30 protein-coding genes and 1 pseudogene are annotated in these 25,544 nt (G+C 69.0%); 17 read left to right on the top strand and 14 right to left on the bottom strand.

The window, feature by feature from the left end:
• Positions 1-70 precede the first annotated feature (70 nt).
• Positions 71-436: a DUF3817 domain-containing protein gene (locus tag BKN51_RS25525; RefSeq protein ID WP_101610052.1), complete on the top strand. Its 366-nt coding sequence runs from the start codon at positions 71-73 to the stop codon at positions 434-436.
• A 74-nt stretch (positions 437-510) separates the two neighbouring features.
• Here the strand turns inward: BKN51_RS25525 and BKN51_RS25520 are convergent, their stop codons facing one another.
• On the bottom strand, positions 511-1,011 hold the full coding sequence (locus tag BKN51_RS25520) for a MarR family winged helix-turn-helix transcriptional regulator (RefSeq protein ID WP_037341773.1): 501 nt from the start codon (positions 1,009-1,011) through the stop codon (positions 511-513).
• A gap of 87 nt (positions 1,012-1,098) precedes the next feature.
• On the opposite strand from BKN51_RS25520, the gene BKN51_RS25515 reads away from it, so the two are divergent.
• Positions 1,099-1,401 (top strand): thiamine-binding protein, encoded by a 303-nt coding sequence (locus BKN51_RS25515; RefSeq protein ID WP_101610051.1) that lies wholly within the window; start codon positions 1,099-1,101, stop codon positions 1,399-1,401.
• Positions 1,402-1,413: 12 nt separating this feature from the next.
• Here BKN51_RS25515 and BKN51_RS25510 read toward each other — a convergent pair whose 3' ends face one another.
• Positions 1,414-1,830: a hypothetical protein gene (locus BKN51_RS25510; RefSeq protein ID WP_101610050.1), complete on the bottom strand. Its 417-nt coding sequence runs from the start codon at positions 1,828-1,830 to the stop codon at positions 1,414-1,416.
• Between the two features lie 97 nt (positions 1,831-1,927).
• On the opposite strand from BKN51_RS25510, the gene BKN51_RS25505 reads away from it, so the two are divergent.
• A complete protein-coding gene (locus BKN51_RS25505) occupies positions 1,928-2,908 on the top strand; it encodes a tetratricopeptide repeat protein (RefSeq protein WP_101610049.1) in 981 nt (326 codons plus the stop codon).
• Between the two features lie 125 nt (positions 2,909-3,033).
• On the opposite strand, the gene BKN51_RS25500 is transcribed toward BKN51_RS25505, so the two are convergent.
• A complete protein-coding gene (locus BKN51_RS25500; protein WP_101610048.1) occupies positions 3,034-4,506 on the bottom strand; it encodes a neutral zinc metallopeptidase in 1,473 nt (490 codons plus the stop codon).
• A gap of 138 nt (positions 4,507-4,644) precedes the next feature.
• Here BKN51_RS25500 and glgP point away from each other — a divergent pair, with 138 nt between their 5' ends.
• Positions 4,645-7,185: an alpha-glucan family phosphorylase gene (glgP, locus tag BKN51_RS25495; RefSeq protein WP_101610047.1), complete on the top strand. Its 2,541-nt coding sequence runs from the start codon at positions 4,645-4,647 to the stop codon at positions 7,183-7,185.
• A gap of 128 nt (positions 7,186-7,313) precedes the next feature.
• Entirely contained in the window at positions 7,314-8,147 is an 834-nt protein-coding gene (locus tag BKN51_RS25490) for a hypothetical protein (protein ID WP_101610046.1), read from the top strand.
• A 3-nt stretch (positions 8,148-8,150) separates the two neighbouring features.
• Here the strand turns inward: BKN51_RS25490 and BKN51_RS25485 are convergent, their stop codons facing one another.
• Together BKN51_RS25485 and BKN51_RS25480 are read right to left on the bottom strand one after the other, a co-directional pair.
• A complete protein-coding gene (locus BKN51_RS25485) occupies positions 8,151-8,546 on the bottom strand; it encodes a rhodanese-like domain-containing protein (RefSeq protein ID WP_101610045.1) in 396 nt (131 codons plus the stop codon).
• A complete protein-coding gene (locus tag BKN51_RS25480; RefSeq protein ID WP_101610044.1) occupies positions 8,543-9,091 on the bottom strand; it encodes a cysteine dioxygenase in 549 nt (182 codons plus the stop codon). The genes BKN51_RS25485 and BKN51_RS25480 overlap by 4 nt, the downstream gene beginning before the upstream one ends.
• A 332-nt stretch (positions 9,092-9,423) precedes the next feature.
• Here BKN51_RS25480 and BKN51_RS25475 point away from each other — a divergent pair, with 332 nt between their 5' ends.
• From BKN51_RS25475 to BKN51_RS25450, 6 genes are all read left to right on the top strand, one after another.
• Positions 9,424-10,236 carry an ABC transporter ATP-binding protein gene (locus BKN51_RS25475; RefSeq protein WP_101610043.1) on the top strand — a complete coding sequence of 271 codons (813 nt, stop codon included), beginning with the start codon at positions 9,424-9,426 and terminating at the stop codon, positions 10,234-10,236.
• Between the two features lie 55 nt (positions 10,237-10,291).
• On the top strand, positions 10,292-11,071 hold the full coding sequence (locus BKN51_RS25470; RefSeq protein WP_020630952.1) for an enoyl-CoA hydratase/isomerase family protein: 780 nt from the start codon (positions 10,292-10,294) through the stop codon (positions 11,069-11,071).
• A gap of 4 nt (positions 11,072-11,075) precedes the next feature.
• Positions 11,076-12,041 (top strand): class I SAM-dependent methyltransferase, encoded by a 966-nt coding sequence (locus tag BKN51_RS25465; protein ID WP_101610042.1) that lies wholly within the window; start codon positions 11,076-11,078, stop codon positions 12,039-12,041.
• Positions 12,042-13,211: a class I SAM-dependent methyltransferase gene (locus BKN51_RS25460; protein ID WP_101610041.1), complete on the top strand. Its 1,170-nt coding sequence runs from the start codon at positions 12,042-12,044 to the stop codon at positions 13,209-13,211.
• Between the two features lie 10 nt (positions 13,212-13,221).
• On the top strand, positions 13,222-13,986 hold the full coding sequence (locus tag BKN51_RS25455; RefSeq protein WP_101610040.1) for an HAD family acid phosphatase: 765 nt from the start codon (positions 13,222-13,224) through the stop codon (positions 13,984-13,986).
• Positions 13,987-14,050: 64 nt separating this feature from the next.
• Positions 14,051-14,425: a DUF427 domain-containing protein gene (locus BKN51_RS25450; protein ID WP_101610039.1), complete on the top strand. Its 375-nt coding sequence runs from the start codon at positions 14,051-14,053 to the stop codon at positions 14,423-14,425.
• Positions 14,426-14,508: 83 nt separating this feature from the next.
• Here the strand turns inward: BKN51_RS25450 and BKN51_RS25445 are convergent, their stop codons facing one another.
• A complete protein-coding gene (locus BKN51_RS25445; protein ID WP_233222988.1) occupies positions 14,509-15,249 on the bottom strand; it encodes a hypothetical protein in 741 nt (246 codons plus the stop codon).
• A 126-nt stretch (positions 15,250-15,375) separates the two neighbouring features.
• On the opposite strand from BKN51_RS25445, the gene BKN51_RS25440 reads away from it, so the two are divergent.
• The 3 genes from BKN51_RS25440 (at position 15,376) to BKN51_RS25430 (ending at position 16,854) form a co-directional block, all read left to right on the top strand.
• The gene (locus BKN51_RS25440; protein ID WP_233222989.1) at positions 15,376-16,077 is read left to right on the top strand and encodes a helix-turn-helix domain-containing protein; all 702 of its coding nucleotides are present in this window, start codon (positions 15,376-15,378) and stop codon (positions 16,075-16,077) included.
• Between the two features lie 28 nt (positions 16,078-16,105).
• Positions 16,106-16,531, top strand: a complete 426-nt coding sequence (locus tag BKN51_RS25435) for an acyl-CoA thioesterase (protein ID WP_174720455.1) — start codon at positions 16,106-16,108, stop codon at positions 16,529-16,531.
• Between the two features lie 80 nt (positions 16,532-16,611).
• A complete protein-coding gene (locus BKN51_RS25430) occupies positions 16,612-16,854 on the top strand; it encodes a phosphotransferase (RefSeq protein WP_335645046.1) in 243 nt (80 codons plus the stop codon).
• Positions 16,855-16,889: 35 nt separating this feature from the next.
• Here the strand turns inward: BKN51_RS25430 and BKN51_RS25425 are convergent.
• Positions 16,890-18,145, bottom strand: a pseudogene (locus BKN51_RS25425) (DUF222 domain-containing protein).
• Between the two features lie 376 nt (positions 18,146-18,521).
• Here BKN51_RS25425 and BKN51_RS25420 point away from each other — a divergent pair.
• Both BKN51_RS25420 and BKN51_RS25415 read left to right on the top strand, forming a co-directional pair.
• The gene (locus tag BKN51_RS25420; RefSeq protein WP_101610037.1) at positions 18,522-19,385 is read left to right on the top strand and encodes a nitroreductase/quinone reductase family protein; all 864 of its coding nucleotides are present in this window, start codon (positions 18,522-18,524) and stop codon (positions 19,383-19,385) included.
• Positions 19,386-19,819: 434 nt separating this feature from the next.
• Positions 19,820-20,797: an acyl-CoA desaturase gene (locus BKN51_RS25415; RefSeq protein WP_174720454.1), complete on the top strand. Its 978-nt coding sequence runs from the start codon at positions 19,820-19,822 to the stop codon at positions 20,795-20,797.
• A gap of 5 nt (positions 20,798-20,802) precedes the next feature.
• Here the strand turns inward: BKN51_RS25415 and BKN51_RS25410 are convergent, their stop codons facing one another.
• The 4 genes from BKN51_RS25410 to BKN51_RS25395 form a co-directional block, all read right to left on the bottom strand.
• Positions 20,803-21,588, bottom strand: a complete 786-nt coding sequence (locus BKN51_RS25410) for an alpha/beta hydrolase (RefSeq protein ID WP_101610036.1) — start codon at positions 21,586-21,588, stop codon at positions 20,803-20,805.
• A gap of 13 nt (positions 21,589-21,601) precedes the next feature.
• Positions 21,602-22,453: a DUF4436 family protein gene (locus BKN51_RS25405; protein ID WP_233222990.1), complete on the bottom strand. Its 852-nt coding sequence runs from the start codon at positions 22,451-22,453 to the stop codon at positions 21,602-21,604.
• 88 nt (positions 22,454-22,541) lie between these two features.
• A complete protein-coding gene (locus tag BKN51_RS25400) occupies positions 22,542-23,198 on the bottom strand; it encodes an enoyl-CoA hydratase/isomerase family protein (protein ID WP_101610034.1) in 657 nt (218 codons plus the stop codon).
• Between the two features lie 2 nt (positions 23,199-23,200).
• A complete protein-coding gene (locus tag BKN51_RS25395) occupies positions 23,201-23,809 on the bottom strand; it encodes a TetR/AcrR family transcriptional regulator (RefSeq protein ID WP_101610033.1) in 609 nt (202 codons plus the stop codon).
• Positions 23,810-23,887: 78 nt separating this feature from the next.
• Between BKN51_RS25395 and BKN51_RS25390 the strand changes: the two genes are divergently transcribed.
• On the top strand, positions 23,888-24,055 hold the full coding sequence (locus BKN51_RS25390) for a DoxX family protein (protein ID WP_101610032.1): 168 nt from the start codon (positions 23,888-23,890) through the stop codon (positions 24,053-24,055).
• 2 nt (positions 24,056-24,057) lie between these two features.
• On the opposite strand, the gene BKN51_RS25385 is transcribed toward BKN51_RS25390, so the two are convergent.
• The 3 genes from BKN51_RS25385 to BKN51_RS25375 are packed head-to-tail and all read right to left on the bottom strand — an operon-like array spanning position 24,058 to position 25,532.
• Complete coding sequence (locus tag BKN51_RS25385; RefSeq protein WP_101610030.1) at positions 24,058-24,399, bottom strand: VOC family protein; 342 nt, start codon at positions 24,397-24,399, stop codon at positions 24,058-24,060.
• Positions 24,400-24,436: 37 nt separating this feature from the next.
• On the bottom strand, positions 24,437-25,093 hold the full coding sequence (lexA, locus tag BKN51_RS25380) for a transcriptional repressor LexA (protein ID WP_093935513.1): 657 nt from the start codon (positions 25,091-25,093) through the stop codon (positions 24,437-24,439).
• Complete coding sequence (locus tag BKN51_RS25375) at positions 25,071-25,532, bottom strand: nuclear transport factor 2 family protein (protein WP_233222991.1); 462 nt, start codon at positions 25,530-25,532, stop codon at positions 25,071-25,073. The genes lexA and BKN51_RS25375 overlap by 23 nt, the downstream gene beginning before the upstream one ends.
• Between the last annotated feature and the right edge of the window lie 12 nt (positions 25,533-25,544).

Genomic DNA, 25,544 nt, shown 5'->3' with positions numbered 1-25,544 from the left:
GCCTTGGACAGTGCTCGTCGGACGTAGTCATGTGAACACACGTAGTGGTGAGACCCCACAGGAGGAGAAAGTGTCCAGCAAGGCCGCTCTAGTATTCCGCGTGGCCGCGGTAGCCGAAGCCCTCTCCTGGGCCGGGCTGCTGGTCGGGATGTTCCTCAAGTACGCCGTCGAGCTCGGCGAGGGCGGCGTTCCCGTCCTCGGCATGGTGCACGGCGTCGTCTTCGTCCTCTACGTGCTGGTCTCCCTCTCCGTGGCGAAGCCGCTCGGCTGGCGCCCGAAGACCCTGATCCTCGCGCTGCTCTCCAGCATCCCGCCGCTGTTCACCTGGCTGTTCGAGTCCTGGGCGCTGCGCAACGGCAAGCTCGACGGCCCGCAGCGGCTGTCGCACGGCGGTGTCGGCCTGTTCGACCGGACCCCGGAACCCGCCGCCGTCTGATCTTTCCTTGATCGCGTGAAGGCCCCCTTTCCTCGGCTCAACCGAGGGAAAGGGGCCTTCACGCGCTTGCGGGGCTATTCGGTGAAGTCGCCGGTGGCCTTGCGGACCTTGGTGAGCAGGTCGGTCAGCTGCTCGGTCTGCTTGCCGGTGAGCCCGGTCAGCCCGAAGTCGATCTCGGTGACCGCCTTCGTGGCCTCTTCGCGGCGTGCGCGGCCTTCGTCGGTGATCTCGACCAAGGTGGTCCGGCGGTCGGTCGGATGCGGTACGCGCTTGACCAGCCCGTCCTTCTCCAGCCTGTCGACGATGTTGGTGACGCTCGTCGGATGCAGCTGCAGCCGCTCGCCCATCACGCGCATCGGCAGGTGGGAGGCGCGGGCGAAGGTCAGCAGGACCAGCGCCTCGTACCGGGCGAAGGTCAGCCCGTGCGGCTTGAGCGCCCCGTCCACCGCGGACTGGATGATCTGCTGCACGCGCATGATCCCGGTCACCGCGGCCATGGTTTCGGACGGCCCGATGCGGGCCTCCCACAGCTGCGCCGCGCGGGCGATCGGGTCGAACGGCAACGGACGGCTCATGGCGATCGAAGTTACCAGCGGGTACCCGTGCCATGCCGCACGACCGGGTGTTATGCGTGGGAAAAGTGTCTGAACGAGGAGCAGAAGATGATCGTGGCCTTCAGTGTCAGCCCGTCCGCGACCGAGGAAGACGGCGGTGTCAGCGAAGCCGTCGCCCGTGCGGTGAAAGTGGTGCGCGAGTCCGGCCTGGCGAATTCGACCAACGCGATGTTCACCAACATCGAGGGTGACAGCTGGGATCAGGTCATGGACGTCGTCAAGCGGGCCGTCGAGGCCGCGGGTGAAGGTTCGTCACGGGTCGGTCTGGTGCTCAAGGCCGACATCCGGCCGGGCTACGAAGGCCAGCTGACCGCCAAGGTGGAGCGCGTCGAGAAGCACCTGGGCGACTAGGTCAGCGCTTCGTCATGGCAGCGGCGGGGTGAGGGAGAGCAACCACAGCTTGTCCTTGACCGCGACCGCCACCGGATAGCCGAACGCGCTGCCGTCGGCCAGTTTCCCGCTGACGGTCGCCGAAGTCGGCGCGAGGTCGTCCGGTGCGAACTTCACCGTGACGTCGTGGAAACCGCGGCCGGCCAGCGCGTCGACATAGGACTTCGCGAAGTCGCCCGCCGACGCGGGCGGATAGTCGACGAGCTCGGAGAAGGCCTCGGCGTCGTGCTCGTTGAGCGCGGCGGTGAGGTCCTCTCGAAGCTTTCCCGGGCTTTCGACGCCGGGGTCGGGCTGATGGGCGATCAGCACGGTGATGACGCTCACCCAGGTGACGGCGATGGCTATCGCGACGGCCACGGTGGCCGTCCGGCGTGTCGGAATGTCGATCACCTCCTCGCAGCGAGCCTGCCGGACCGGGACCGTCCTGCCAAGCGGGCACCCGGGGGCATGCGGTGAAACGCTCGGGTATGCGTGCCAGGATGGAACCGTGACACACCCACGCGGATCAGCAGCGAAGACGGCGGCCCTTTCCGCCGCGCTTTCCGGCGCGGTCGACCTTTCCGCGCTCAAGGCGCGTGCCGAGGCGCCCCAGAAACAGCCTCCCGCCCCACCGAGGGCTCCCGCGGCCGATGGCGCCGCATCGGCCGGTGCGGCGCCATCGGCCGGTGCCGTGATCGAGGTCACCGAAGCCACTTTCCAGACCGATGTCGTCGAGCGATCCATGCAGCAGCTGGTGGTCGTCGACCTGTGGGCCGAATGGTGCGGGCCCTGCAAGCAGCTCAGCCCGGTGCTGGAGCGCCTCGCCGCCGAGTCCGGCGGTGCCTGGGTGCTCGCCAAGGTGGACGTCGACGCCAACCCGCGCATCGCGCAGCTCTTCGGCGCGCAGTCGATCCCGACGATCATCGCCATCGGCGGCGGCCAGCCGGTCGACGCGTTCTCGGGCGCGCTGCCCGAACCCGAGATCCGCAAGTGGCTCGGTTCGCTGCTCGACGCGCTGCGCGACCGGCTGCCCGGCATCAAGGCCGCCGAGGAGAACGGCGGCGGTGTCGAGGTCCCGGAGGACGTGCGGTTCACCGAGGCCGAAGAGGCCTTCGAACGCGGTGACTTCGCCGCGGCGCAGGCCGCCTACGAACGCATCCTCGACGTCGAGCCCGCGAACGAAGACGCCAAGACCGCGCTCGCGCAGGTCAAGTTCACCGCCCGCGCCGAGGCCGCCGGCCCGGACGCGATCGCGAAGGCCGACGCCGAACCGGCCGACCTCGACGCCCAGCTCGCCGCGGCCGACCTCGAAGTCGCCGGGCAGGAGCCCGAAGCGGGCTTCGCGCGGCTGATCGCGGCCGTGCGGCGTACCGCGGGCGACGACCGCAACAAGGTGCGGGAGCACCTGGTGGCGCTGTTCGAGCTGTTCGACTCGGCGGACGAGCGGGTCATGAAGGCGCGGCGGGACCTGGCCAGCGCGCTGTACTGAGGCGGGCACGCACGTACTTGTCGGTCGTGCAACCCCGGATGAAATGAAAGTCCCGTTCATTGCAAAATTTGCAATGAACGGGACTTTCATTTCACTTCAGGGAGCCATGACCGGACCGGTCACGATCAGCCGTACTGCGTCGAGCACACCGAGGAGCTCTCCAGGTAGCCCTTCCGCAGCGCCTCGATCCGCTCGAAACCGTTCTCCACGCGCTTGCCGTTGACGTCGGCCGAGACCAGGCTCTCCGGGCTCAGCAGGTCCGAGATGGCCTCGTCGAGGTCACCGGCGGAAAGGCGCAGCGTCGCGCCGGGTACCGAGCTGGCCTTCGCCCACGCGCCGACCAGGCACGCGGTGCGCAGTCCCGCGTTCGCGTTGTCGATCGACGCGCCGACACCCTTCTGGATGCCCATCGCGTAGCGGGACGCGATTTCCGAGAACGCGGCGAAGTCGCCCTTGCCCTCGCTGTGCCCGCTTTCCCATTCCGCCTGCTGGTCGACCGGCTGGGCGAGTTCGCGCAGCTTGGCCATGTCGATGCTGACGGTGTTGTTCGACGGGCAGTACGACGCGGGCGGGGTGCTGGGGCCGCCGGAGCAGCTGCCGTTGCCGTCTTCGGTGATCTCCGGGCCCGGGACGCCGGCGCCCTTGAAGGCGTCGTCGAGGCTCTTCTTCAGGATCCCGATGATCTCGGCGTCGAGCTTCGCGTCGCCCTTGCCCTTGTCACCCTTGTCGAACGGGCGCTCGGTGATCCGCGCCTTGATGTTCTCCTCGTTCATCGCGGCGCATTCCTTCGGGCCCTTCTCGAACCCGACCTGGAACGCGTACGTGCGGTCGAACGCCGTGCCGTGCGCGCCCTGTTTGGTCGCGCTGGTGCCCGCCTGGTCGCGGATCAGGAACAGCGACGCCATGACCTGGTTGAGGCCCTCGGAGGTTGAGACGCGGTAGAACTTGCTCTTGTCCTCGGCGACCCAGCGGAAGTAGCCGCCCGCGAAGCAGTCGGCCTGCTGTTCCTTGACGATCGACGGGGTGTTCTTCTTGATGCTGGCCTTCTCGCCGAGCCGGTACTGCACGGCGTGCCCGAGTTCGTGCGCGAGCACGACGGCGCTCGCCATCTTCCCGAACCGCTCGCGCAGCATCGGCAGCAGCACGCCGCGGTCCCACGCCACCGAGTCGTCCGGCGGGCAGTAGAAGGCGTTGATGAGGCCCTTGACGCTGCCGCATTTGGTGTCTTCGTCGTCGGTCCGCGCGCTGTAGGACAGCAGCGACTTCAGCGGCTCGTACTGCTGGCCGAAGTCGCGCGGCATGACCTCGGTCCAGTAGGTCTGCGCGTCGGCGATCGCGGCGATGGCGAGCTGGTCGTCTTCGGAGCCGTCCTCGTTGCGGACCTGCAGGTCCGGCTTGGGGGCGTCCGGCTTCAGCCCGCTTTCGAAATGCGTGATCGGCAGCCCGGCGACGTCACCGGCGCCCGGCTGGCTGCCTTCCTTGCCCGCCGTCGAGCTTCCCTTGTCGTTGCACGCGCTCAGCCCGAGGGCCAGCGCCACCACGACCGCGATCAGAGCCGGGCGGCGAAAGCCCCGCACTCCCCCTTGGATCATGTTCACTCGCTTGTCGTCAGGGCCCCGACCGGGCCGCGTAAACCGGCAAGCAGGGACCCTACCCAGCGCTTATGGCCCGCGTGCAGGTAATCCCCGAAGTGGGTCTTGAGCGGGGTGGGGGCGGTCCCGATATGGTCGCTCCTCATGAGAGCAGTCCGCCGGTTCACCGTCCGCGCGAGCCTGCCGGAGTCGCTCTCCGGCCTCGGTGACCTCGCCACGAATCTGCGCTGGACCTGGCACCCGCCGACCCGCGATTTGTTCGCGTCGATGGACGCGGAGCTGTTCAACCGCGTCCGCGACCCCCTTCGGATGCTCACCGCGCTGCCCCCGGCCCGGCTCGACGAGCTGGCCGTCGACGACGACTTCCTCGCCCGCGCGCGCGAAGCCGTCGCCGATCTGGAGCGCTACCTCGCCGAGCCGCGCTGGTACCAGAAGCAGGACGACCCCGATCTCCCGCCCGCCGTCGCGTACTTCTCGATGGAGTTCGGCGTCACCGAGGCGCTGCCGAACTACTCAGGCGGTCTGGGCGTGCTCGCCGGGGACCACCTCAAAGCGGCGTCGGACCTCGGCGTGCCGATGGTCGGCGTCGGGCTGCTCTACCGGGCCGGGTACTTCCGGCAGGCGCTGTCGCTCGACGGCTGGCAGGTCGAGCACTACCCGGTCATCGACCCCAACGCCTTCCCGCTGGAACTGCTGACCGACGGCGGCGAGCCGGTGCTGGTGAAGGTCGCGATGCCCGCCGGGCGGACGCTGCACGCGCAGATCTGGAAGGCCCGCGTCGGCCGGATCCCGTTGCTGCTGCTGGACACCGACACCGAGGCCAACGACGAGGACCTGCGCGCCGTCACCGACAGGCTCTACGGCGGCGACGCCGACCACCGCATCCGCCAGGAGATCCTGTCCGGGATCGGCGGCTTCCGCGCGGTGCGGCGCTACTGCGAGCTGACCGGGCATCCGCAGCCGAAGGTGTTCCACACGAACGAAGGCCACGCCGGTTTCCTCGGGCTGGAACGCGCCCGCGAGATCATCCAGGCCGACGGGCTGGCGTTCGACGAGGCGTTGCCCGCCGTCCGCGCCGGGACCGTGTTCACCACGCACACGCCGGTCAGCGCCGGGATCGACCGGTTCCCCGTCGACCTCGTCCAGCGGTACTTCACCGACGGCAGGCTGGTTCCGGACGTCGACCCGCGCCGGGTGCTCGCGCTCGGCGCGGAGGACAACCCCGGCCTGTTCAACATGGCGCACATGGGACTGCGGCTCGCGCAGCGCGCGAACGGCGTCTCGGCGCTGCACGGCCGGGTGTCGCGGCGGATGTTCTCCCGGCTGTGGCCCGGATTCGACTTCGACGAGGTGCCCGTCTCCTCGGTCACCAACGGCGTCCACGGGCCCACCTGGGTGGCGCGCGAACTGAGTGCGCTGCTCGGGCGCAACCACGAGGAACTGGGCCTCGACGGCACCCAGGGCAGGCCGCTGCGGGACGGCGTCAGCGACGAGCAGCTGTGGGGGCTGCGGCGGGAACTGCGGGAGAAGCTGGTCGCCGAGGTGCGGCGGCGGGTGCGGGCCGCGTGGATGCAGCGCGGCGCGTCCGCGCTCGAACTCGGCTGGACCGACACGGTCTTCGACCCGGACGTGCTGACCGTCGGCTTCGCGCGCCGCGTGCCGACGTACAAGCGGCTGACCCTGATGCTGCGCGACCCGGAACGCCTGCGCGCGCTGCTGCTGGACGAACGGCGCCCGATCCAGCTCGTCGTCGCGGGCAAGTCGCATCCGGCGGACGAGGGCGGCAAGCAGCTGATCCAGCAGATCGTCCGGTTCGTCGACGATCCCGAGGTCCGGCGCAGGATCGTCTTCCTGCCGGACTACGACATGTCCATGGCGCGCTACCTCTACCGCGGCTGCGACGTCTGGCTGAACACTCCGGTCCGGCAGCTGGAGGCGTGCGGGACATCGGGGATGAAGTCCGCGCTCAACGGCGGCCTCAACCTCTCCATCCGCGACGGCTGGTGGGACGAGTGCTACGACGGCAGCAACGGCTGGGCGATCCCGACCGCGGACGGCGTCACCGACCCGCTGCGCCGTGACGAACTGGAGGCCGCGGCGCTCTACGACCTGCTGGGCCACCAGATCGCACCGCTGTTCTACGACCGCGACGCCGAGGGCGTGCCCGGCGGCTGGCTGTCGATGGTGTGGCACACGCTGGAGACCCTCGGGCCGCGCGTGCAGGCCGCGCGCATGGTGCGGGAATACGTCGAATCGGGCTACCTGCCCGCCTCGCGGATGGTCGCGGAGGCGACGGGAGACGGGTACTGCGGCGCGCTTTCGCTGGCCGACTACCGGACCAAACTGGACGTTTCCTGGCCACGGGTGCGGATCTTCGACACCGAACTGCTCGTCGAAGACGCCGCGCCGATGGTCACCGGCACCGAGGTGACCATCCGGGCGCGGATCGACCTCGCCGGCCTCGAACCGTCCGAAGTGGACGTCCAGGCCGTCGTCGGGAAGGTGGGCGACGGGGACGAGCTGAGCGATCCCGTCACCGTCCCGATGTCCGGTGACGGGATCGGCGCGTTCGCGGCGCGGCTGAAGCTGCCGCATCCGGGCTCGATCGGCTACACCGTCCGAGTGCTGCCGAAACACCGCTTGCTGGCCACCCCGGCGGAACTCGCCAGGGTGGTCCACGCGTAAATCCCTGCCACCGGCGTTTGTCAAGCCGGTGCCGAACAAAGGAAATCCCTGATCTTCGATTTCCTCCGAACAATGATGGACAAGCAGGTGAAATACACTTTGCCGGGCCGATCCTGAAATACGGAGGAATGGTGGCTTCGGCGAAGGAAACGAAAGCGTCGCGCAGGGCCAAGGACCGGCTGCACCATATCCACGCCCGAGCCGGGATCCAACAGGACGGGCTGCGCCGTGCCCTGGGGCCGGAATTGCGTGCCATCTGGGGGATCGCGGAGGACGCCGAACCCGGCCGGGTGCGCGAGATCGTCCTTTTACGGCTGAATCGCGTTCTCGAGCGATTCGCCGATCCGCTCATGCCCGAGATCGTCTGGACCGCCTACAACCTCGGCGTCGATCCGGTGAACGGCGGGGCGGGCATGGTCGGCCGGATCAGGACCATGGTCGGCCGCGGCCGGGTGGCGGTTTCCGAGCGGACCTGCACCCGGCGGTTCTACGACTTCCTGGGGAGCGTCAAGAACAGCCTGGACGGCTTCCAGGAAGACCTCACCGGCGAAGACTTCAGGCTCGCCTCGCGGTGGATCACCGGCAACGTCCGTCCGGAGCGGGAGGACCCCGCCGGCGGGCTGCGCGAACCCGTCCCCTCGGTCATGCGGATGTTCCTCGACGGCACGGTGTGGGGCCCGGCGGACGAGGCGGGCGCGCCGCTCCCCGCCCGGCTCGGCACGCACGGCGACTGGCTCTGCGTCTTCACCGACGAGCGCCTGCTGGCCGAGTACCGCGCGGTCACCGGCGCGGGCTGGGTGCGGGTCCGTCACCGGACCGGCCGCGAGGTCGTGCTCGCGGCCGCCGGGCGTGACGTGGCGACGGGTGTCCTGGTCAACCCCCGGCCGGTGCGCGGCGCCGGGATCCACGCGGCCCTTCCGCTTTCACCGGACTCGATCGCCCGGCTGGCCGTCCGGCGGTAGGCGTCACGGGACGGCGGGGGTGCCGCCCTCCCGGACCGGAAGGCCGGCCGAACGCCAGGCGCGGAACCCGCCTTCGAGGTCGGTCGCGCCCGGCAGGCCGAGCCGTCGCAGGTCGGCGGCGGCCAGGCTCGACGAATACCCCTCGTTGCACACGACGATCACCGTCGAGTCCGGTCGCACCTCCGGCAGCCGCCATTCGCTGTCCGGCGCGAGCCGCCACTCGAGGTGGATCCGCTCGACGACCACCGAACCGGGGATCTCGCCCTCTTCGAGCCGGTTGACGTGCGGGCGGATGTCCACGATCAGGGCACCGTCACGCTGCAGCCGTTGTGCCTGCCCGGGCTCCGCCCGGTCCAGTCCGGACCGGGCGGCGGCCAGCAGGTCGTCGATCGCGCTCATCGGCCCAGTATCGGGGCCAGCGAGGGGATCTCGGCGGGGACGTCGGCGAGCGTGCCGTATTCGCGGGTCGCGACCAGCGGCGGCGAGTAGGCGTGGACGCTGGCGGCGGGCTCGGTGCCGATGCCGGTCACCTGGTGCGCGCGCCCCGCGCCGAAGCCGATGCCCTCGCCCGCGACGTGCGTGCGGCGCCGGACCGGGCCGCCGGGGTAGCGATACTCCTCGCCGAGTTCGCCCTGCAGCACGGTGAACGAGCCGGACGCGCCACCGTGGTCGTGCGGTTTGGTCTGCTGGCCGGGCAGCCAGGACAGCAGCCACAGCTCGACGCCGTCGGTCAGCGCGAGCCGAGCCCACCAGCGGTGGTCCTCGTCGAAGCGCAGCAGGCCGCGCAGGCCCGCGGTCAGTTCGGTGGTGACGGTGGAGGTCAGGTCTGCCAGCTCCCGCGGCGTCCAGAGCAGGCGCTCGGGGTGCAGCAGCTCCGGGAGCAGCGGGTCGATCAGCTGCGGATGGATCTCGAAGTCCTGGCGGGGCGAGACGGACGTGGTCAACTTGGGGCTCCTCGTGAGGGATCGCGGGCTCGGAAACAAGGCCGAACGCGGCGCGACACGGGTGCCGGTAAAGAGAGCGGGACTCAGCCGTGTCGCGCGGTGGTACACCCGGACGAGGCGACGAGGAGCAGGTCGATGGTGCGACGGCGCCAGAAAGAGCCCCCGATGACGGGGAAGGCGGCGGCCACGGACCTGATCACGTCTTCGATGCTGCCACAGCCCGCGCTCCGGCGGTTACTCCGGAGAGCTCCGTCCCACTCCCTGGACCAGCCGCTTTCTCCCGACCGGCGGCCCGGTGCACACGCGCGCGCGTGTGCGGACACAATGGGCTCGTGAGCGAGCCGATCCAGCCCAGCGAACTTGACGACCTCGTGGTGAGGATGACCGGTGTCGGGGTCCGCCGAACAGGCAACGACCTCCTCGCCGACCTCGACTGGAGCGTGGAACTGGACGAGCGCTGGGTGGTGCTCGGCCCGAACGGCGCGGGCAAGACCACCCTGCTCCGGCTGGCCGCGGCCGAACTCCACCCGACCTCGGGAACGGTCGACCTGCTCGGCGACCGGATCGGCAAGGTCAACATCTTCGAACTGCGCCCGCGGATCGGGTTCACCTCCGCCGCGATCGCCCAGCGGGTGCCGGGCGAGGAGCGCGTCGTCGACGTCGTGGTGAGTGCCGGGTACGCCGTCGTCGGCCGCTGGCGTGAGGAATACGACAGTCTCGACACCGACCGCGCCCGCGAACTGCTGGCCGCGCTGGGCATCCCGCACCTGGCCGAGCGCACCTTCGGCACGCTTTCCGAAGGCGAGCGCAAGCGGACCCTGATCGCGCGGTCGCTGATGACCGACCCGGAGATGCTGCTGCTCGACGAGCCCGCCGCCGGACTCGACCTCGGCGGCCGCGAGGACCTCGTCGCGCGCCTGTCCGAGCTGGCCCTCGACCCGGAGGCCCCGGCGATGGTGCTCGTCACCCATCACGTGGAAGAAATCCCGCCGGGCTTCACCCACGCGCTGCTGCTGCGTGACGGCCGCGCGGTCGCTTCGGGCCTCGTCGACGACGTCGTGACCAGCGACAACCTGTCCAAGACGTTCGACCAGGACCTCCTGCTCGAACGGTCCGGTGATCGCTTCTTCGCCCGTCGCCGCTAACGGGTCGTACTGACCGGTAGCCTGCAATCTGTCTTGGACGGTTAAGGAGGACGGCGTGGGAGAGTTCGTAAGCCTGGAGGTCGAAGGCGGGGTCGGCACGATCCGGCTGGACCGCCCGCCGGTCAACGCGCTGAACAACCAGGTGCAGGCCGAGCTCGCCGAGGCGGCCCGCGAGGCCTCCGAGCGCGACGACGTGCGCGCCGTGATCCTGTACGGCGGCGAGAAGACCTTCGCGGGTGGCGCGGACATCAAGGAGATGGCCGAGCGCACCTACCCCGAGATCGCGAAGTTCGGCGCGGCGCTGACGGCGTCGCTGGCCACCATCGCGAACATCCCGAAGCCGGTCGTCGCGGCCATCACCGGCTACGCGCTGGGCGGCGGCCTCGAACTCGCGCTGACCGCGGACCGCCGGATCGCCGGCGACAACGTCAAGGTCGGCCAGCCGGAGATCCAGCTCGGCGTCATCCCCGGTGCCGGTGGCACGCAGCGCCTCGCGCGGCTCATCGGCCCGAGCAAGACCAAGGACCTCGTGTTCACCGGCCGGTTCGTGAAGGCCGAAGAGGCGCTGGCGCTGGGCATCCTCGACGAGGTCGTCGCGCCGGACGACGTCTACGCCGCCGCGCACAAGTGGGCCGCCCAGTTCGCGAACGGCCCGGCCGTGGCGTTGCGCGCGGCGAAGGCCGCGATCGACGGCGGTCTCGACACCGACCTCGCGAGCGGCCTCAAGCTCGAATCCCACCTCTTCGCCGCGCTGTGGGCGACCGAGGACCAGCGCAACGGCATGAAGTCGTTCATCGAGAACGGCCCTGGCAAGGCCACCTTCGAGGGGAAGTAAGCACGTGACCCAGGTGAACGACCCGGCGCCGAACCCGCACGCCACCGCCGAAGAGGTCAAGGCCGCCTTCGCCGACCCCAAGCTCGCCAACGTGCTCTACCACGACTGGGAAGCCGGGACCTACGACGAGAAGTGGTCCATTTCCTACGACGAGCGCTGCATCTCCTACGCGACCGACGTGTTCAACGCCGTCGCCGGTGACGACGACGGCCAGCCGTACCCGACCGCGATGGAACTGGGCAGCGGCACCGGTTTCTTCCTGCTGAACCTGATGCAGGGCGGCGTGATCAAGAAGGGGTCGGTCACCGACCTCTCGCCGGGCATGGTCCAGGTCGCGCTGCGCAACGCCGAGAACCTCGGCCTCGACGTCGACGGCCGGGTCGCCGACGCGGAGCGCATTCCCTACGAGGACAACAGTTTCGACCTCGTCGTCGGGCACGCGGTGCTGCACCACATCCCGGACGTCCGCGCGGCGTTCGCCGAGGTGCTGCGGGTGCTCAAGCCGGGCGGCCGGTTCGTCTTCGCGGGCGAGCCGACGAAGGTCGGCGACCTCTACGCGCGCAAGCTCGGCCAGTTCACGTGGTACCTCACCACCAACCTGACCAAGCTCCCGGTGCTCAACGGCTGGCGCCGCCCCCAGGAGGAACTCGACGAGTCCTCCCGCGCGGCCGCGCTGGAGGCCGTGGTCGACATCCACACGTTCGATCCGTCGGAACTCGAGCTGATGGCTCGCGGCGCCGGGGCGCAGGACGTCCGCGCGGTCACCGAAGAGTTCGCCGCCGCGCTCGCGGGCTGGCCGATCCGGACCTTCGAAGCCGCCGTGCCGCAGGAGAAACTGACCCTGCGCTGGCGTCTGTTCGCGTACCGGCTGTGGCTGCGGCTGTCCGCTTTGGACAAGAAGCTGCTCGCCAAGGTGCTGCCGCGCGAGCTGTTCTACAACGTGATGATCACCGGTACCAAGCGTTCCTAGGTGCCTTACGCGTTCACTCTCGACGACGTCGCCTTCCTGCGCTCCGGCGCGGGAAGCGCGGCGCTCGCCGAATGCTCGTCCCTGCCGCTGACCGACAAGACCCGCATCGCCGACGTCGCCGCCGTGCGCCGGATCGCCCCGGAGCACGCGGCCGCGGTGCTGGAAACTGTGGTGCTGCGGCGGAAGTCGTCGTCCAAACTGGACTCCGCGGGCTCGTGGCTGTTCACCGGTGACGCCCTCCAGCAGGCCAGTGCCACTGCGGTCGCCCGGCACCGGGCCTCGCGGCTGACGGGCCGGGACGTCCACGACGTGACGTGTTCCGTCGGCGCGGACCTGATCGAGATCGCCCGTGTCGCCTCCCGTTCGCTGGGCTCGGATCTGGACGAGGTCCGGCTGGCGATGGCGCGGCACAATTCACTCGAGGCCGGTGTCGCGCCGGTGCTGGTGCGGGCGGACGCGTTGCGGCCGGTCAGCCGCTCCTCGGTCGTCGTCGCCGATCCCGCCCGCCGCGACTCGGCCGGACGGCGGGCATGGAGACCCGCGGACTTCCTGCCACCGCTGGACGGCCTGGTCGAGGCGTACGCGGGCCGCGAGCTGTCGGTCAAATGCGCGCCGGGGCTCGATTTCTCCATCGCGCCGTGGGCGGACGAGGTCGAACTGGTCTCTTTGGACGGTCAGGTCCGCGAGGCGTGCCTGTGGCGCGGAGTGGGCTCCACCGTGTCCCGGCGCGCGACGGTGTTGCGTTCGGACGGTACACAGTGGACGATCACCGACGCCGATCCCGACGAGATCCCCGTGCGCGAGCCGGGTGAATGGATCATCGATCCCGACGGCGCCGTCGTGCGGGCCGGGCTGGTGCGGCATTACGCCGCGCGGCACGGTCTTTGGCAGCTCGACGAACGCATCGCGTACCTGACCGGAGACGTCCCGCCGCCGGGAATCCGGGCGTTCCGGGTGTTCGAGCACGGACCGTACAGTGAGAAGAATCTTCGTGTACTGCTGAAAAAACACGATATCGGGCGGCTCGAGATCCTCGTCCGCGGTCTCGACATAGATCCGGATGCCTTGCGGCGCAAGCTGAAACCGCGCGGTGGTGAAGAAGCTACTTTGGTACTGACCAGAATCGGCCGTTCTGGAGTAGCGTTCCTGTGCCGCGCACAGCTGACGTGAGGAGTATTTCGTGAGCCGATTCACCGGTCTGCTGAAACTGGCCGCCGCCGCGGCCGCCGGAGCCGTCCTCGCGGGCGGAGCCACCGCCGTCGCGAACCAGGACGACGCCGACTGGCGTCGAGGCCACGAGCCCGCCAACATCGGTCAGGTCAAACTGGACGTCAAGGCCTATTACGGCGACGTCGTCGGCCCCGACGGCAAACACGGCTACTCGGAGAACAGCAGGTTCGTCTCCGACACCAAACGCCAGGTCTCGGACGCCAAGCGCTACCTCACGCGGCGGCTGGACCGCGGCGTCAAGAACCCCGCCGTCGTGTTCGATGTGGACGACACCGCCGAGGTCACCTACGGCTGGGAGGTCGACAACGACTTCGGCTTCGACCCGGTGAAGCAGCAGGAAGCGATCGACAAGGGCACGTTCGTCGCGAACAAGCCGGTGCTGGAACTGGCGAACTGGGCGGCGCAGCACGGCGTCAAGGTCTACTTCCTGACCGGCCGCAACGAGTTCCAGGGCCCGCAGTCGCTCAAGAACCTCGCGAACGAGGGCTACCCTGCCCCGGCGGGCGCGTTCTTCAAGCCGAAGACCACCGCGCCCGCGTACCTGCCGTGCGGGCTCACCTGCACCACCGTCCAGTACAAGGCGGGCACGCGGAAGCACATCGCCTCGACCGGCGCGACCATCCTCGCCAACTTCGGTGACCAGTTCAGCGACCTCGAAGGCGGCTACGCGGAGTTCCCGGTCAAGCTGCCGAACCCGATGTACTACCTGCCCTGAGGGGAATATCCGCGGCCGCGGCGTTGCTGTGCCCGGTATCGGAAACCCCCGAGGGAGCTGATCCATGCCTGACAAGAAGGTGCTGAAGCCCAGCGCGTCCCACCCGATCACCGTGTCGCCGAACAAGGGACGCGTGGTCGTCACGGTCGGCGGGAAGGTCGTGGCGGACAGCGCGAACGCGCTCACGCTGCAGGAGGCGAACTACCCGCCTGCGCAGTACATCCCGCGTGCCGACGTCGACTTCGACGTGCTGGAACGGACGGACCATTCGACGTACTGCCCGTTCAAGGGCGACGCGTCCTACTACAGCATCCGCACCGGCGACGGCGTCGCCGAGAACGCCGTCTGGACCTACGAGGCGCCGCACGACGCTGTCGCCGAGATCAAGGACCACGTCGCGTTCTACCCGTCGAAGGTGGACGCGATCGACGAGCGCTGACCCCGCTTACGCGCGCTATGAAAGGCCCGTTACTTGCAAATTTTGCAAGTAACGGGCCTTTCATAGCGCGTGAGGGGGTTCTTTCAGGTCGCGGGGTGGTGGTTGATCCGGTCGGCGTCCGCGGCGAGTGAGGTGTCGGGTTCGATCCGCCAGGCCTCCAGGCCAGGCGCCTTGAGAAGCGCGTCGATCAGACCCTCCTCGCCCGCGACGAGGGTCGAATCGAAGTCGATCTCGGTGGCCACGCACCACGCGCGGTCGTCCGGCCAGAACAGGTTGGGCGACTGCGCCTCGAACCAGTTCGGCCGCGGCCGCCAGCCGAGTTCCGTCGCCGAGGCCAGCGGCCCACCGAACACCAGGTAGTCGCGGCCGGGATGCCGCAGGCGCGGGGCGTCGAGGTGCTCGCGGGACAAAGTCGCCTCGTCGGCCCAGCCGTAACCGTCCCAAAGGCAGAACCAGGTCTCCGAAGTGGAGGTGTGGTCGCCGAGGACGGCCAGCAGCGCGGTGAGGCTGTGCGACGGCAGAGTGCCGCGTCCCGGCGGGGAGCCCCGCCAGAGCGAGCCGGTGAGGTTCACCGGATCCGGGGAGCCGACGAGCGCGTGCCACTGCATGGCGCCATGGGCGCGCCGCCCCGTTTCGGCCGCCGCTTCGCGCCAGCTCGCCCAGCCGCCGCGGTCGCGTTCGGCGGGGTGGCAGATCCGGGCGTAGGCGGCGTACCCGTGCGGGACCGTGCGGCAGGCCGCGCCGAAGGTCCCACCGAGCCTGGGGGAGATCCACTCGGCGGGGGACGGGTCGAGCACCGGCCGCAGCACGCTGGCAGTCTTCATCAAGATCAAGTGGAGCGCATCTTGTCGGTGGGCGGGGGCATACTGCCGGACGTGGGTGTTCCGCTGCGTCGGCGATCGGGCCGTTCGGTGTACCGCGAAGCCACGCCGGCCGCGGCGGTGGCAAGCGTGATCGAGAGTGCTTGGACGGGCCGGGTGGGCAGCAGCCGCCCGCTGCGGGTGTTCCCGGACGGCTGTGTGGACCTCGTCTGGGACGGACGCGCGCTCGCCGCGGTCACCTCGGTCCGCGGGGTGCTCCGGCACGACCTGCCCGCGGTGGACTGGACAGTCGGGCTCCGCCTGCGGTGCGGCGTCGGCGGCGCGGTACTGGGCCTGCCGATGACGGACCTGACGGCGAGCGCCACCCCGTTACGCGAACTGTGGGCCGCGAGGGCCCGCCGCGCGGAATCCAGGCTGGCCGAATGCGCGACGCCCGCCGAGGCTCGCTCGGTACTGGAGGCACTGGTCGCCGAAAGGCTCCGGGATGTCGAGCCGGACAGGCTGCCGATCGAAGCCGCCCGCGCGCTGCGTGCGCCCGGCGCTCGCACCGACAGGGTGGCGGCGGCGCTGGGCGTCAGCGAGCGCGGGCTGCGGCGGCACGTGCGGCACGAAGTCGGCGTCGGCCCCAAGGAGCTGCAGCGGGTCCTGCGGTTCCACCGGTTCCTCAAGCGGATCGAGGGTGTGGCGCGAGAGCATGCGTCACTCGCCGGTGTCGCCGCCGATGTGGGGTACGCGGATCAGTCCCATCTCGGACGGGAGTGCCGGCGGCTGTCGGGCGCCTCGCCCGGTGCGCTCGTGCGGTCTTGGGCTGGCCGAAATGTTCCAGACTGAGGCGGTCTGCCGAGGTGAGGATCGGGGAGTGCTCGAACCCTTCCGCGTCACCATCGACATCCGCACCGACGACCTCGACCTCAACGGCCACGTCCGCGGCCCCGCCTACCTCGCGTACGCCGATCACGCGCGCTGGGAATGCGTGTGGGCCGCCGGAGTGGATCCGCTGGCGCTCCAGGCCGGGAACCTCGGCCCGGTCAACCTCGAAACGACGATCCGGTTCCGCCGCGAGCTGCGGGCCCGCGCGCGGATCGACGTCCTGACCCGGTTCACCTGGGAGCCGGGCAAGGTGTCGCGGGTCGTCCAGGAGTTCGTGGCCCCGGACGGCGCCGTGGTGGCCGAGGTGGAGAGTCTTTCCGGACTGCTGGACCTCGAACTGCGGCGCCTGGTCCCGGATCCCGGACGGCACTGGCGGAAGTACGCGGCGCGGCCGGAGATCTTGGGGCTGACGTGATCAGATGATGCCGGTCGCGAGGAAATCCATCTGAGGAGAACGTCGACTGCGACGCCGTCCTTCTTCTCTGGGAGGAGGCGATGCGAGCCTCGGACAGCGAGGAGTCGCCGGTATGGCTGCACGCCGATCTGATGCCCGGCAACCTGCTGGTGGACGGCGACCGGCTTTCCGCGGTGATCGACTTCGGCTGCCTGGGTGTGGGCGATCCGGCCTGTGCTGGGCGTGGACGACGCGACCTGGAGCCGTGGCCGCGGACGGACACTTTCCCAGGCGCTGATCGCACCGCCGCACTATCGGAAGATCAACCCGGCGATGGCGGATAACGCGCGGCACGTGATCCAGGAGGTGACTGTTCGGCCTATGTCCTGAGGTGCATGGTGTTGCGTCGGGGTTGGCCGGTGGGGTCGAGGTAGGCGGGTGCGGTGAATTCGGGGAGTCCGTCTTGGGCGATGGCGACTTTCCATTGGCTGTGGTGGATCAATCGATGGTGCTTGGTGCAGAGCAGGACGAGGTTGTCGATTTTGGTTTCGCCGTGGTGTCGCCAGAAAACGATGTGGTGTGCCGTACAGCGAGGCACGGGCATGTCGCAGCCGGGGAAGGCGCAGCCGCCGTCTCGGATGGTGAGCGCGTATTTCTGAGCAAGGGAAACGGTGCGTTTGGAGCGGCCGATGTCGAGGGGTTCGCCTGCGGTGCCGAGGACTCCGGGCCGGACGCGGGCGTCGCAGGCGAGGATGCGTGCGTCGGTGGCGCTGATCGGCCCGACTAGATCCAAACGAGCTTCACCCAAGTCACTGATCAGGTCCTCGTACGACATGGTGACCAAAATGTGGGTGGCTTCCCCGGCCTGGCCGGGAAGGTTTCGGCTGGTGGTTTTCAACCGCACGTAGTCGGTGAAGGCCTCCCCGTAGCGTTCGTCTTGGGTGCGGGAGTCGCGGACGCCGTCGATGGCTTTGTGGGGTTTGGCCATGGGGTCCAGGTCGGACTTCAATCGTGCGTAGGTTTCCAGGTCGAGGGTGCCTTTGAGGCCGAGGGTGCCGTTGCGGTGTTTGACGAACCGCAGTTCCGGTCGGGTGTCTTTGGGGTTCTCGTCGCGGGGTGCTTTCCCGTCGGGGTCGAGCTTGTTCAGAAGTCTTCGTCCGGCTTGGGCGATCGTGTGAGGCCCGGCGTGCCGGGCCAGATCCACAAGGATTTCTCTCCGCCCCGCACGTCTTCTTCCGGGACGAACGACGGGATGCGGGCGAGGGTGCGGATGATCGCGTCGATCTGCGAGCCACCGATCGCACCCTCACAGGCGGCGTCAGCGGTCAACGGAGCCAGTGGCGGGACCAGATCACCACCCACCGCCACACCGGCGTGCAACGCCAGCACCCGATCAGCACGAGCATCGGCTTCTTTGCCAGTGACGTGGAAGTCCTCGAAAATCATCGCCGACAACGTCGCATGACCCGAACACCCACGAACCCCACGGATATTAATTTCCGCGAGAACCGCGTTCTGCTCAGCATCCAATTGACGCTTCAGAACTTCGAGTTCCTGTTTACGGGCATGCAGCGTCGCGGTATCGACACGCCACCACTCGGTGCGCGTCGTCTGGGGTCTGTTGTCGCTTGCCACGGCATCGACATTACCTGCGTTCGAACACCTGTGCTATAGCATGTTTATGTGACACGGCTTCACTCGATAGGGAGTAAGAATGCGCGGCGAAGCGCCTTTAGGGACGCTTAGGAAGAAGGTGGGTGCGGGACAAGTCGACCTTGTGCTAGCCTCGTCCCCGAGCCCCGTATGGGCCTACGCATGGAGGTAGCGGCTACTCAGCCACCAGAGGTCGGCACACACCGTCTCTCGCATTCACTCATCCCCGCTTCGTGGGATGACGCCTCCATGCGGTGTGCTCGAAAACCCCTGTGTACCAGTGGGTTGCTGTCGTCGTGCCTTCTTCCGGTGGTGGTTCCGCACCCTCCTGTCGACACAGCGACGGGAAAGGACCGCATTGACCGGCTTCAACGACCAGGTGATCGAGGAATTCAGGCGTAACAAGGGAAAGCTCGGCGGCATGTTCGAGGGGTGGGAGCTGATCCTGCTCACCACCATCGGCGCCAAGAGCGGTAAGCGGCGGACGAATCCGTTGGGGTACCTCGAAATCGACGGCAAGACCGTCGTCGTCGCTTCGAACATGGGGGCGCCGAGGCATCCGAACTGGTACTACAACCTTCGGCACGACCATCGGGTCACGATCGAGACGGGGACCGAGAGCTACGAGGCGATCGCGGCCGTTCCGCCGCCGGTTGAGCGCGACGCGTTGTTCGCGAAGGTCGTCGCCGAGGATCCGGGATTCGCCGAGTACCAGGCGAAAACGACGCGGGAGCTGCCCGTGGTGATCCTGCACCGGATCGACGACAGGGTGCGGGGGATGGGGGACTTCGTGGTGGAAGTCCACGACTGGCTCCGGGAGGAGCTCAAGACGTTGCGGGCCGGGGTCGACGACATCGTCGCGGGCCGCGCGGATTCGCTCACCATGGAGAAATCCCTGCGGGCGCACTGTGTTTCGTTCTGCGAGGCGCTGACGAAGCATCACACCGGGGAGGACCTGGGTGCGTTTCCCATGTTGGCGCAACGGTTTCCCGCGCTCGCGCCCGCGTTGACGAAGCTCGGGGAGGATCACGTCGTCGTCGCGGCGCTGCAGAAGCGGATCCGGGACCTCGTCGAGGGTTACGTCCACGGCGAGAGTGATCCGGTCCGGTTGCGTGACGACTTCGACGCGCTCACGGGCAAGCTCGAAGCACATTTCGCCTACGAGGAGCGAACCGTCGTCGCCGCGCTCAACGTGACTGCTCCGGCGCCGGCCTTCGGCTGATCGGGGTGGACGCCCTGGGGTTTCGGCCCCAGGGCGTGTATCCTCGGGGGTGGCGGCGCTCTCTCAGCGTGACGCCGATCTCAGTGCGAGCCGGGCGGAATTAGCCCCTGGCCTCGCCGCAGACCGCGAACGAGCGGTCCCATTCGAAAGGTTTCATCGTCAAAACTCACAGCACGGACAGTGCGCTGTTCAGCCACCCGCTCGACCCGCAGGACGAGCGCTACGACCCCGCGACCCCGCAGGGTGACCGATACGTGGATCTTTTTCGCGAACCCTCTTACCCCACACCGGAACCTTCGGCCGACGCCATTCGTTGACGAAGCGGTCCAACGTTTTGGGTGTCGTGTTGTCCAAGCACGCTCGCGCAGAATTCGTCGCGGGCATTGCCTTTCGTGCGCCGCGTCTTCATCAGGCCATCGACAAGAAACGGCGACATGACCTCAGTCCTAAGACCCCCGGACAGCGAAGAACGGCAGATACCGCAACCCCTGTTGTCCGGGGAGCAGTCCAACACCGAAAACCTTCTCGTCAAGTTGTTCGCGGTGGTGCCCCTGCTGGCCTTGGCCGCTTCCGTCCCCTTCGCGTGGGGCTGGGGCCTCGGCTGGGTGGACCTCGGCCTGGCCGTCGGGTTCTACTTCCTGACCGGCCTCGGCGTGACCATCGGCTTCCACCGCTACTTCACCCACGGAGCCTTCAAGGCCAACCGCGGCCTGCGGATCGCGCTCGCGGTCACCGGCAGCATGGCGATGCAGGGCCCTGTCATCGGCTGGGTGGCCGATCACCGGCGCCACCACGCCTTCGCCGACCGTGAAGGCGACCCGCACTCCCCGTGGCTGTTCGGCACCGGCCCGGCCGCGCTGGCCCGCGGCTTCTGGCACGCCCACATGGGCTGGCTGTTCGATCGCGAGAAGACCAACGCGCAGCGGTTCGCCCCGGACCTGCTCGCCGACCGTGACATCGCCCGCGTCGATCGACTGTTCCCGCTGCTCACCGTCGTGACACTGCTCGCGCCCGCCGTGCTCGGCGGTCTGATCACGATGTCCTGGTGGGGCGCGCTGACCGCGTTCTTCTGGGCGAGCCTCGTCCGCGTCGCCTTGCTGCACCACGTCACCTGGTCGGTGAACTCGCTCTGTCACCTGATCGGCGACCGCCCGTTCGCCGCCCGCGACAAATCCGCCAACTTCTGGCCGCTCGCCATCGCCTCGATGGGCGAGTCCTGGCACAACTCCCACCACGCCGACCCGACCGGCGCCCGGCACGGAGTCCGCCGCGGCCAGCTCGACATCTCCGCGCGGCTGATCTGGCTGTTCGAGAAGGTGGGCTGGGCGACGGACGTCCGTTGGCCGAAGGCCGACAGGCTCGGCCGCAAGCTCAACCCCGGCCACTCCTTGTCACTACGACGGAGCAGCTGAGCCGGTCAGCCCACGATGGCGCCGACCAGCTCCGGCCCGGCTGAGAACGCCGGGTCGTTGTGGTCGGCGCCGGGGACCTCGATCGTCCTGGCGCCGGCCGCCCGCGCCACTTCGCGGCTCTGCTCGGCAGGGACGACGGAGTCCGAGGACCCATAGACGACGGTGACCGGGGCTGTCACTCGCGCGACGTTGTCCCGCGTCGGGAACTCGTCCCGCAGCAGCCACCGGACCGGCAGGAACGGGTAGAGCCGCTGTCCGACCGACGCGAGGTCGACGAACGGCGAGCGCAACACGAGCGCCGACGGCGGATGCTCGGTGGCCAGTTCGGTGACGACGGCCGAGCCGAGGCTTTCGCCGAAGTACACCAGCGGCACCCCGGCCTCTCGGATCAGGAAGTCCCGTGCGGCGCGGGCGTCCAGTGCGAGCCCCGCTTCGGAGGGGTCACCGGGGTTGCCCCCGTAGCCGCGGTGCTCCAGGAGCAGCACCGAGAGCCCGCGTGCGGTCAGCGCGCGGGCCAGCGGCGCGCGGAACGACCTGTTCCCGGCGTTGCCCGGTGCGACGAGCACGGCCGTCTTCGCGCCGGCGACCGGGAAGTACCAGCTCGCGAGGCTCAGCCCGTCCGAGGTGGTGAGCGTGACGTCCCTGCCACCGGGCAGGATGTCGGCGGCACCGGGCGGCGGACCTCCCTCGGGGAGGTAGATCAGCTTGCGCTGGAAGGCGAACGCGCCACCGAAGACCACCCCGACGAGGGTGACGGCCACCGCCAGCGCGGTCAACACCTTCTTGCGCATGCCCCCATCATGCTCATCCCGCGTCCGGTTTGCCGTGTTCGGTGATCGCCCCGGTCACCACGGCGACCACGACGCACAACGCGATGACGACCTCGGCCCACAGGAAGGCCGTGTAGTCCAGCAGTGAGCCGATCGGTGGCGAACCCGGGGCGAGATTGCGGAATCCGGCGAGCGCGAACAGCGTCGCCGCCATGAACCCGAACGACGGCCAGACCAGGCCGCGCCGTCGCGCGATCAGATGCCGCGCGCCGAAGAACACCGCGATGGCCAGACCCCACATGGTGATCATCATGAAGAGGGCGAAGACCAGCACGCTGGTGGACCGGCTGAACCGGACGTCGAGGCCGCCTTGGTCGTCTGAGGCGCGATAGTCCTTGACGGAGAAGGAGAACAGACTGTCCACTTTGTCCAGTGTGAACAGCACGGGCGCGGGTTCCCCGTTGTGGGCGGCCGCGAACTCGATCCGCGCCTCGTAGCCGTCGAAGGGGTAGTCGGTGACGGCTCCGCCGGTCAGCGCGATCGGGAGATCGAGACTGGAGATCCGCTGGTGCGCGGGGAAGACGTGGTCGCCGCGGAGGCTGGACGAGTTCAGCAGCCGCAGCTCGCCGGTCGGCGCGACGCCGTCGTCCTCACCGAACCGGCCGAGCGGGACGACCAGCACACGCAGTACGGCCTCCCGCGCGGCGGCGTCCACCTTCAATACGGAGGCGTTGACCTCGATCCGGTCCGGGTCGTGCGAGCCGACCCAGTGCCCGGTGTCGCCCGCGGTCCGGTCCGCGGCGTGCAGCCACAGGCCGAGTCCGGCGGCGATCGCCACGCCCAGCACGGTGGCGACGGCCTTGACCACCGGATTGATCTTTCGCATGGCGGCCATCGTGGCAGCCCGGGGCCGGTTCGGCCGCCGTTGTCATGCTGAGGGGTGATGTCGGCGCTCGCAGTCGACGATTGTGCCCTTACTTGGCGCGAAGCGCGGTGAGGGCCGGAGTGAACATCGTCGTCTTGATCGCGGACAGCGTGCCGCGGTCCTTTCCGGCGAGCGGGCGGACGAGGTCGGCCGCGTACTCCAGCAGCGAGGACTTCTCGGCGACGGCGTCCACGAGCCCCAGGTCCCGCGCGTCCGTGCCGCCGAAGCGCCGTCCGGTGGTCATCGACGCGATGGCGGCCGAGGGGGTGAGCTTGCCCTGGATGAGCCCGGCCATCCCGGGGGTGAACGGGATGTTGATGTCGGCTTCGGGGAAGCAGAAGTACCCGCGATCGGCCCGCATCACCCGGAAGTCGTGTGCCATCGCGAACATCGCCCCGGCACCGAAGGCGTGCCCGTTGATCGCGGCGACCGTGTGCACGCCGAGGGTGAGCACACGGGCGAGCAGTTCGTGGACGTCGGCGACGTACTGCGCGGCCTGGGCGGCGTTGTTGGTGATCCAGTCGAGGTCGAGGCCGTTCGAGTAGAACTTCCCGGAGCCGACCGTGACCAGTACCGCGGGATCCGGATAGGCGACGACGGTGTCCAGCTGGGAATGCACGGTTTCCAGCCAGGCAGGGGAGAAGCGGTTCTCGTCGTCTCCGAGGTCCAGCAGGAACACCGGCGCGTCGTGACGCAGAGTCGGCATTGTCAGTCCTTTCGTGGGGGTGGGAGCAGGAGTATGGCGTGGACCGCGGCGGCGAGCCGGACCCGGGAGTCTTCGGGGATCGGCTCGCCCGCGGTGAACGCGCGGCGGAACAGGGCCGTCGGCAGATCGACCACACAGGTCGTGAGTACCTCGACGGCTTGGGAGTCACACCTGTCCCAAAGCCTCTCGGCGAGCCCGACCAGGAGCGTGACCAGCCGTTTGTCGAGCGCCAGAAGGCGGCCGGCGAGGTCTTCGGGGACCTGCGGGCCGAGGAGGTGCTCCTTCTTGACGGTGAGGAGCAGGCGGGCCGCGTCCATCCTCCGGACGGCGAACGCGGCCGGCGTGTCCGCCGCGGCCACGACCGCCGATGCCGGGTCTTCCGCCTGGGCGGCCCGTTCGGTCTGGAGATCGAGGAAGTCGCTCGCCGCGCGAAGCCAGACGCGGGCCAGAAGCGCGCCGACCGAGCCGAAAGCGTGGTAGATCGTGCCGTTGGGGACTCCCGCGGCGGCCGCGAGGGACCGGACGGTGACGCCCCGGACGCCGACCTCGACGACGAGGCGCTCGGCTGTGTCGAGCAGCCGGTCCAGGTCGTGCACGCGGGGGCGGGCCATCGGGCGAGAGTAACAGAGCGCTTGCTCTAAAATGGTGCCGGGTGGGCCTTCGCGAGGTTGTGACGTGGTTCACGCGCGGTGCGTGCCAAGTGGGTCGTGCAGCCGCTGGCCGACCACGGCGTTCCGCACGCCTGGTGGAACCTGCTCGGCCTCGCCAAGGCCGCGGGCGCGCTCGGCCTGACCGCCGGCCTGTGGGTGCCGGCGATCGGCCTCGCGGCCTCGCTGGTGCTCGGCTTCGCCGCCTGAGGTCAGGAGTCCGGGGTCCACACCGCGAGTTCGGAGCCACCGGGCTCACGGAAGTGGAACCGGCGCCCACCGGGGAACGAGAACGGCTCCACCGTGACGATCCCGCCCGCGGCCTCGACGGAACCCCTCGCCTGGTCGAGGTCGTCGGTGCGGATCGTCACCAGCGGCGCGGCCGTCTGCTGCGCGGTGTCCTGCTGGAAACCGAACGAGACCACGCCGCCGTTCTGGACGTCGGTGTACTTCGGGCCGTACGGTGTCGCTGTCCAGCCGAAGGCCTTCTCGAAGAACTGGCTCGAGCCCGCCGCCGAGCTTGACGGGAACTCGACGAAGTCGATTTCGTACATGGGCCGGAAGGTACTCCAGCCCACCGACAGAAATTCCTCAGACGCTGCGCAGGACCGAGACCACGACGCCCAGCACGGCCGCGCGATCCCCGTCGATGACCTCGTAGGCGGGGTTGCGCGGTTCGAGGTACACGTGACCGTCGCGGCGGCGGTACACCTTGACCGTGGCCTCCTCGTCGATCATCGCGGCGACGATCTGGCCCGAGTGCGCCTCCTGCTGCTGCTTCACCACGACGATGTCGCCGTCGCAGATCGCCGCGTCGATCATCGAGTCACCGCGCACGCGCAGCCCGAAGACGTTGCCCCGCCCGGTGAGTTCACGCGGAAGGGTCATCACGTCGTCGACGTGCTCGACGGCCGAGATCGGCGTTCCCGCGGCGATGTCGCCGACGACGGGAACCGGCACGGAGTCCTCTGTGGATTCCCGCGACGTGGTGCCGTGCAGGAAGGCGCGGACGTCGATGGGGCGGGAGATCGAGCTGCTGCGGCGGAGGAAACCCTTCTCCTCCAAGGCCGCCAGATGCTTCGACACCGAGGACGTCGAGCGCAGGCCGACCGCTTCGCCGATCTCGCGCGTGCTCGGCGAGTACCCGTGCTCCACCACCCATTCGCGGATGGTCAGCAGAATCTTCTGCTGACGCTCCGGCAGGGAAGCGGCTTCCTCGAACACGTCAAGATCGTGGTAGGCGGTCATCAGCGGAATGGTAGTTCGTGCAGGCCGCCGCGATCGCCGCGGTGTCCCAGTAGAACGGCCGCACCTCGGCGATGCGACCGTCTTCGACGGTGATCGTCTGCAGGATCGGGAAGTCCAGCTCGCGGCCGGTGGTCCTGGCGCGGACGTGCACGTGGGTCAGGACGACCAGTGGGCTGGTCTCGCTCAGGAAGCTCTGCTCCACCATGTCGAAAACGTCCCAGGTGGCGCCCATGGCGAGGAAGAACCGCTCCATCCCCTCGTGGCCGCGCCAGATTCCGCCGTACGGCAGGCCGTCCGCCTGATGCAGCACCACATCGGGGGAGAAGAACGGCGCGAGCGGCGCGAAGGTGGCCTTGCCTGGACCTCCCGCGGCGAAGTAGCCGGCTTCCGCCGCGTACATGCCTTTGAGTACGGACAGGGCGTCCGTTGTCGATGTCACGACGACCACTGT

The organism is Amycolatopsis sp. BJA-103 (assembly GCF_002849735.1).
In the GTDB taxonomy this organism is placed as follows: Bacteria; Actinomycetota; Actinomycetes; order Mycobacteriales; family Pseudonocardiaceae; genus Amycolatopsis.
Note: the sequence above shows the minus strand (reverse complement) of the source record. Positions and strands in the feature narration are given on the sequence as shown.

Excerpts from the sequence above, each read along its gene's own strand:
- BKN51_RS25385 (WP_101610030.1), bottom strand. The coding sequence starts at position 24,399 with ATGTACGAAATCGACTTCGTCGAGTTCCCGTCAAGCTCGGCGGCGGGC.
- BKN51_RS25450 (WP_101610039.1), top strand. The coding sequence starts at position 14,051 with ATGCCTGACAAGAAGGTGCTGAAGCCCAGCGCGTCCCACCCGATCACC.
- BKN51_RS25515 (WP_101610051.1), top strand. The coding sequence starts at position 1,099 with ATGATCGTGGCCTTCAGTGTCAGCCCGTCCGCGACCGAGGAAGACGGC.
- BKN51_RS25485 (WP_101610045.1), bottom strand. The coding sequence starts at position 8,546 with ATGAGCGCGATCGACGACCTGCTGGCCGCCGCCCGGTCCGGACTGGAC.
- BKN51_RS25490 (WP_101610046.1), top strand. The coding sequence starts at position 7,314 with ATGGTGGCTTCGGCGAAGGAAACGAAAGCGTCGCGCAGGGCCAAGGAC.
- BKN51_RS25520 (WP_037341773.1), bottom strand. The coding sequence starts at position 1,011 with ATGAGCCGTCCGTTGCCGTTCGACCCGATCGCCCGCGCGGCGCAGCTG.
- BKN51_RS25415 (WP_174720454.1), top strand. The coding sequence starts at position 19,820 with ATGACCTCAGTCCTAAGACCCCCGGACAGCGAAGAACGGCAGATACCG.
- BKN51_RS25445 (WP_233222988.1), bottom strand. The coding sequence starts at position 15,249 with ATGAAGACTGCCAGCGTGCTGCGGCCGGTGCTCGACCCGTCCCCCGCC.
- lexA (WP_093935513.1), bottom strand. The coding sequence starts at position 25,093 with ATGACCGCCTACCACGATCTTGACGTGTTCGAGGAAGCCGCTTCCCTG.
- BKN51_RS25410 (WP_101610036.1), bottom strand. The coding sequence starts at position 21,588 with ATGCGCAAGAAGGTGTTGACCGCGCTGGCGGTGGCCGTCACCCTCGTC.
- BKN51_RS25400 (WP_101610034.1), bottom strand. The coding sequence starts at position 23,198 with ATGCCGACTCTGCGTCACGACGCGCCGGTGTTCCTGCTGGACCTCGGA.
- glgP (WP_101610047.1), top strand. The coding sequence starts at position 4,645 with ATGAGAGCAGTCCGCCGGTTCACCGTCCGCGCGAGCCTGCCGGAGTCG.
- BKN51_RS25430 (WP_335645046.1), top strand. The coding sequence starts at position 16,612 with ATGCGAGCCTCGGACAGCGAGGAGTCGCCGGTATGGCTGCACGCCGAT.
- BKN51_RS25405 (WP_233222990.1), bottom strand. The coding sequence starts at position 22,453 with ATGCGAAAGATCAATCCGGTGGTCAAGGCCGTCGCCACCGTGCTGGGC.
- BKN51_RS25395 (WP_101610033.1), bottom strand. The coding sequence starts at position 23,809 with ATGGCCCGCCCCCGCGTGCACGACCTGGACCGGCTGCTCGACACAGCC.